Origin of the sequence: Eubacterium sp. AF15-50 (genome assembly GCF_934835595.1) — a bacterium.
Classification (GTDB): Bacteria; Bacillota; Clostridia; order Lachnospirales; family Lachnospiraceae; genus Eubacterium_G; species Eubacterium_G segne.
Window position 1 is genome coordinate 1 of sequence record NZ_CAKVZL010000104.1, and the last position, 6,674, is coordinate 6,674.

Annotated in this window: 5 protein-coding genes and 1 other annotated feature; all 5 genes read right to left on the bottom strand. The window is 34.3% G+C overall.

Features of this window, described 5'->3' with window-relative positions:
• Window positions 1–587: class I tRNA ligase family protein (locus Q5O73_RS09515; protein ID WP_302669569.1), on the bottom strand; the 587-nt coding region annotated here is incomplete at its 3' end.
• A gap of 82 nt (window positions 588–669) precedes the next feature.
• Window positions 670–877: a binding site (T-box leader), on the bottom strand.
• A 57-nt stretch (window positions 878–934) separates the two neighbouring features.
• Window positions 935–1,714, bottom strand: coding sequence for a tetratricopeptide repeat protein (locus tag Q5O73_RS09520; protein ID WP_302669570.1), 780 nt, complete (start codon window positions 1,712–1,714; stop codon window positions 935–937).
• A gap of 20 nt (window positions 1,715–1,734) precedes the next feature.
• Window positions 1,735–2,973, bottom strand: coding sequence for a DUF5716 family protein (locus Q5O73_RS09525; RefSeq protein ID WP_118588939.1), 1,239 nt, complete (start codon window positions 2,971–2,973; stop codon window positions 1,735–1,737).
• A gap of 40 nt (window positions 2,974–3,013) precedes the next feature.
• Window positions 3,014–6,550, bottom strand: a complete 3,537-nt coding sequence (locus tag Q5O73_RS09530) for a DUF5717 family protein (protein ID WP_021953420.1) — start codon at window positions 6,548–6,550, stop codon at window positions 3,014–3,016.
• Window positions 6,551–6,674: hypothetical protein (locus Q5O73_RS09535; RefSeq protein WP_302669571.1), on the bottom strand; the 124-nt coding region annotated here is incomplete at its 5' end. It lies immediately after the preceding gene.

A 6,674-nucleotide genomic window follows, 5' to 3' on the forward strand; every position in this document is an offset into this window, starting at 1 on the left:
GCCTGGTCTTCATATTCTACCTCTGCATCTGAAATAGATGTAAGGCAATGAGGGCACCAGTTAATAATTCTTTCACCCTTGTAAATCTGCTTTTTGTTATATAAATTAACAAAAACTTCCTTTACCGCCTTTGAACAGCCTTCATCCATGGTAAATCTTTCTCTGTCCCAGTCACAGGATGAACCAATCTTTTTAAGCTGTGAAACAATACGTCCGCCGTACTGCTTTTTCCACGCCCATGCTCTGTCTAAGAATGCGTCTCTCCCAATATCTTCCTTGGTAATGCCTTCTTCACGCATTTTTTCTACAATCTTAGCTTCTGTGGCAATTGATGCATGATCAGTTCCCGGAAGCCATAAGGCTTCATAGCCCTGCATTCTCTTAAATCTAATCAAAATATCCTGCATTGTATTATCAAGGGCATGTCCCATATGAAGCTGTCCTGTAATATTTGGAGGCGGCATAACAATAGTAAACGGTTTTCTGCTTCTGTCTACTTCTGCATGGAAATATTTCTTTTCCTGCCACTTTTCATAAAGTCTGTCTTCAATCTCTGCGGGATTGTAATTCTTTTCAAATTCCTTCATTGTTTTCTCCTATTCTGTAAGATTATGAAAAGAAAAAGAGCAGCCATGCCACTCTTTTCTTTTGTATAGTAACCGGTAGCACACAAAGGGCGAATATATCGCGGTACCACCTTTCTTTATCACTTATCTTATCCTGTAACGGGGATGAAACGTCTGCGGCTAATTGGATAATCCATTTTTTACCACGGCTGCTTAGAAACTACCTTCACAAATACCTTCCTAAGAGGCTTCCACCATCCCTCTTTCTCTATAAGGGGTTATCTGCTACTCCTTTTCCTCAACGCATTTAAACATATAGTCAATGATAAATATTTTATTTATGTTTGTCAACATCTAATATCAGCAAATTAACTGTTTATTTCCACAATATATTCTTTTCTGCACTGAGTTACAAACATATCCTCATTTTCTTTTTTCCACTCTGACTGTATATGCACTTTTCTCTTTATAAGTTCTGCCCTAAGTCTGTTAATAACCGTATCGCTTACCTTATATTTTTCCTTATCTATGTTAAGTCTCTTTTCATTATCACTTAAAAAATCACATAGCAAAACCGACTCTAAGGACTCGTTTGACTTATTTAACCTGTATGCACATCTAAAGGCTGCTGCTCCATGTTCATATTCAAACAATCTTGCATATGCTACACCTAAATTGTTGTAAACATCTCCGTAAAATCTTTCCGGAAGTTCTGTGTTTATAGCCTTGTTAAGAATACTGTTATAGTAGTTAATTGCCATGTTATATTTGTCTGTATCCATAAGTATGTCCGCCTTCGCCTTTATTCGTTCAGCTGTTGTTTTTGAACAAAGGGCAACTAAATGATTTTCCAGTTTTTCTGCTTCTCTTTCAGAATAATATCCGGAATTTTTAATAACAAAGGCAATTTTTTCTCCCAGTTCGCCTTTCTTTGCTATTATCTGCTTTAACCCGGAAGCAATGGTTGTCTGCTTTAGTTCATTTTCAATATAATCAATTAATGTATCACTGAAAAAGGTATCATCTATTAAATACAGATAATTGTACAAATAATAACTTAACTCCTCAATTGAATATATGTTTTTGTTGACTTCCTTAATATAGTATGGTTTCTCTGTATGTATCGTACACAAAGTAATATAATTCATGACGTCTCCTCTTAAAAGTTCTATAAAGTAATTTCTTTTTTAACTGACATTCCTGAGGATTTAAAGAATTCTCCAAATCCTAAATCCTTTATTTCTATTTCAAAGGAATTTTCAGAAAGATATCTGAAATTTATTTCAAGTCTTGTGGTATTTGGCGGTCTCTTAGGAAAATCCTTTAAATCAATTTTGAAACTTTCATTGGCATGATTCATAATGTCCTGAATTTCAAAGGAAGCCTCCGTAGGTTTTTCCATTATACACTCAGCCTTTGATTTTGCCTGGTGCCAATACTCTCCAATGTTTGAAAGGGTAATGTAACTATCATGTTCCTTATATTTAACAGCCATAACAATTTTAACTCTCGTACGTCCCTTACAGGAAATAAGATATTTATCAAGAACCGGTACATAGAAAAATTCTCTTGCGCCATAGGCTGCCCCTTTTACTATAAGGTTACTACCTTTAAAAACTCTTCTGTTTCTGCACAAAACAGATAAGGTTTTCTGCCATCCGTCTACATAAAATCCTTCTCCTGAAAGAAAAACTCCTGACACAACATGTTTTTTAAGCTGTTCCTCCAAAAATTCAGAAAGTATTTCATCAGCTCCAAGAGGCTCTCTTGTAACTAAATCCATAGTGAATAAATTGCTTAAATCCGTCATTCTTACATCTGCCACATGAGGTTGTCTTCCTTTTATAACATTTAATCTTCTACATGAAAACTCATGTTTATCCAGCTGCAAAAACAAAACATTATTTATCCATATATCCTTATTCTGATTTAAAACATAGTATACAAAGCTTTCTGAGTGACTTATTACCTTTATGTCTTTTTCATTGTATCCCAACTCAGTAAATACCTCCAGCAGTCCCTTTATAACCTGAGGATTTACCTGATTTACAGTTACAAGAATATTTTTTATTAAACGTCCGTTGCTGTAATTAACCGCTAATTTAATTAGATATGACATAAATGTGGAAACTGCTTTTTTTGCCTCATCAGCATCATTTTCACTGTCTTCGTTGAATATTTCCGGAAGATTTTTGTAAACTTTGCTTTTTTCAAGTCTTCCTTTATTAACTGCCTCATCGCCTGCTGACCATTCATTCAATTCACTGTTGTAGCATACAACGGCGGGAATCATATAATTATCCTCTGTTCCCACACTTACGGACTGGGGATTTCCATCATTATCCAAATATGCTATCTGTGCATAGTCCATAGAAAAATCTATTCCTAAAATCATTCCTTTTCCCAAAGCCTTGTCCTCCTAGTACCAGCTTAATTTCCGATGTAATTTATAAAAGCTTAAAGATTTCTTTGCCTGCTTCCTTACAAAGAGCATATGACTGCATTATCTCCCTTGCCGCATCCTCTCTTCCTAAAGCCCTGCAAATCATCATTCCATTTATCATTCCAAAACGTGACTCATCGTTGTAAATATTTTTTTCTGTTATTCTTACGGAATAATTATCCACTACCTTTCCATCAGGGTCTTCATCTGAATACTCCTTAATGCTGTAGTCAATTTCTTCACCATAAAACATAATTATTTCCTTAGTAAATATTCCCTGATAAATGCTTCCCATTTCTTCCGTAACTTTCTTTGTACGTCCCTCAGGAGTCTTTATGCTATAGGTAATATCTACCCTGTGTTTTGGATTTGTTCTAAAATCAATTATGGTTTTGTCCACAAGATTAAATGGTATCTTAAACCACTTATTAAACTTCTTATAAAACTCAAAATTAATATTATTCTTTGCCAATGTTTCTATTAATGACTGAAGAATCTTAATCTGTCTTTCAGTGAGGCTTGTTTTTTTAGACATAGCCTCCACAAAAGCAATACTACATATAACCGGTGTGTTTAATCCGTTGTCATATTCCTGCTCAAGAATTTCCCACACCACATCCGGACATTGCACCTTCTTAATAAAGTAGTTGTATGTCACATATGTGTAAAATGCCTTTCTTATAACTGTAGATGTTGCTTCTTCTAAATAAGACATATAAATATCATATATTTTGTTTTCTGTATTTCCTTCAAAAATATACTGCACCAAGAGACGTTCTGCTATTGTATTATCCTTTATGCCTTTTGCTTTAATGGCAAGGTACAACTGGTAAAGTTCAAGACTTCCTGCCTCATAGTATTTTCCAAGGAACCTTAATACTCCCTCATCCCTGCATCCGTTTCTAAATGCACTGGCACACATTTCTTCCACATAGTCATTTGGGTCACATTCAGGATTTGCCACTAACTCTATGCATACCTTTTCTAACAGGGAATTGCTTATTCCCTTATAACCATACTTTGCCATATACGGATAAATCATTTCCATAAAGTTCTTTTCAATCATAACTTCCATTACTTTATTTCGTGATTTAACATCCAGTGAAGCCATATCAATTTGAAGAAGATAAATATCCAAATCTCCTTTATCGTAGCCCTTATAATAATAATCCACAATAAACTCAATCAGTCTTTGCCTAAATTCCTCAGTAAGTCCCGGTGCACCCACCATTGCCTTTAATTCAATAAGCTTTCCCGGATTGTCTGCAGGATTTCTCATGATTTTTTCAATGTCACATAATTCTGTTAAAAGATTGCTTCCCACCTTTGAAACCGGTGCCGTTATTTCCATTTTTGAGATTTCATATTCCACATCTGAAATAATTCTTCCCCTTTTGTCCATAAATACAATAACCGGATTATCTGTATATAACTGAACATACGCCATTCCGTCTATAAAGGACACTGTCTGGAAATCTTTTATTTCTTTATGATTTACAATAACATGCTTTATTTTCCTGTTATTAACCCTGATACAATAAGTATGGAGAACCTTAGCCATATTATCACCTAAGTTTCCCACAATAAAATCATCATTTAAAATTCTGTTGTATATAACTCTTAAATGACGGTTGTTATTGCCCTTCATAAGCTCTTCTGTTACATATTTTTCCAAATCATTGTAGCATTTAGTATAAATTTCATCTGTGTCACTGAAATTAGTTACAAGATTTGCGTAAAAATAATCTCTGTTATACATTAAAGTATCAGTGCCATATGAAAAATACTTATATGCTGATTTTTCCAGCATATTGTAATTATCCACATCTATTGTGTATATATAATACTCGTAAAGATTAGTGATTTTTAATTCTTTTTTTACACCTTCACTTATCCACTTAGAGTATTCCTTGTTGGCTCTGTTTCCATTAATAATTGCACCACAAATACAGTAAAGTACATCTGTACTTTCAGTTTCCTCATATAACCTGCTTAAGATATTAATGTAGTTTTCGTTAAATTCCCTTTCCCTGCCAATAATATCTGCTGCCTGTTTTGCCAACTCTATTCCAACCATATGATGCTTGCCGGCAAAATTTAAAATCTGGATTTCAAATTTGTTAAGCATTCTAAAAAGTTCCGGCTGCTCATTAATAACCTTTGCTGCCTCATAATACATAATAGGGCTGTGACAGCCGTTATTAAACATTCTCTTTACTAATGTATATTTAAGGCTTGGATTTTCATCATACCTGTCATCCATGTAAAACAGCATCCATAAAAGCTGCCATTTGTCGTATCCGCCTTCAAAATAACCTTTTATTTCTTCCTTAACTTCATATGTGTAGGAAGCATCATTTTTATATATAGATTTTAAATATAAATAATAGCAATAATAAATTACAGACTTTTCATCTTTAATGGAAACAAGATTAGATGCCCTGTTTAAATATTCTAATGCCATTTCGTCATCATTATTAGTTATTCCCACCTGAGCCTTTGCCAAAACTCCAACAATGTCATTTTTATTAGCTATTAATCTTTCCTCAGCAAGATTTAAAAGATTACTTTTCCATTTTTTACCATCTATAACCCCGGTACGGAAATCCAGATAGTTTTTTACCATATTGATGGTACTTTTTTTGTTTTTAAGGTACTCATCAATACTGTCTTTCTGATTTACAATAACCACATCATACACCAGTTTTTCGTTAGAGCTTCTTAAAATAATTCTTCCGCAATTACTTCCTCCGTGAAGTCTTCCTGCATTAATGAGATACTGATATTCAGCAATTTTTCCGTTAAATTCATCTCCGGAAATTTTGTCCTTACAGCCATAGAAGAAGTCTCCCTGAACTTCCACGTCTATGTCCACGTAGCCCCAGCCGCTTCTTGAAATATTTAACACATCGCCATAGTTTTCTTTTATATCCGTATACTCTTTTATGGTATTAGAAATACTTATTTTCACTTTGTCCTTTAGTTTCATTCCTACTAAAAATTCCTCAAGAGCAATGTTTCTGTTAGTATTTCTCATTACCTGATTATACAAAGTAAGGGCATGGTCATCTTTTTTAAGGAAATATGTTTTAAATTCCTTTGATAAAAACAGCAAAAGTGCCTCATCATAGCTCACTCTTACAAGTTTCACAAAGTCCGTAAGAGCTGTGATTTCACCTATGGAAGATGTTATAACCTGCTTTTTCACTGTTATGCCAAAAGGAATGGCATAGTCCCCAGCAGTGGTTATTACACTAATGGTTCCGCTTATTACCTGTCCCTCATACATATTTTTAGAGGATACAACATATTTAACCTTATTGTTAATCCCATTAAACTGGTTGTTCTCAAATTCAATGTGATTGTCAGTGGAAAAAACAATACCTTTAACGCTCATTCCGTGCTTACCATTAATGGCAATCTCTCCGTATGTGCTTTCCCCCTGCTCTAATTCCACTGCTATTCTATTTTCAGATATTTCCGCATCCGGTGTTTCATACACCGCATTTCCTGATGCCAGTTTATCTATTAATGCCTTCAATTAATCAATACCTCTTATCTTTTTAAAATATTCTTTAACTTCTGCTTCATATCCTAAATCTCCCGGATTGTAAAACTTTGAACCTACCAGTTCATCCGGAAGATACTGCTGATTAACATAATGG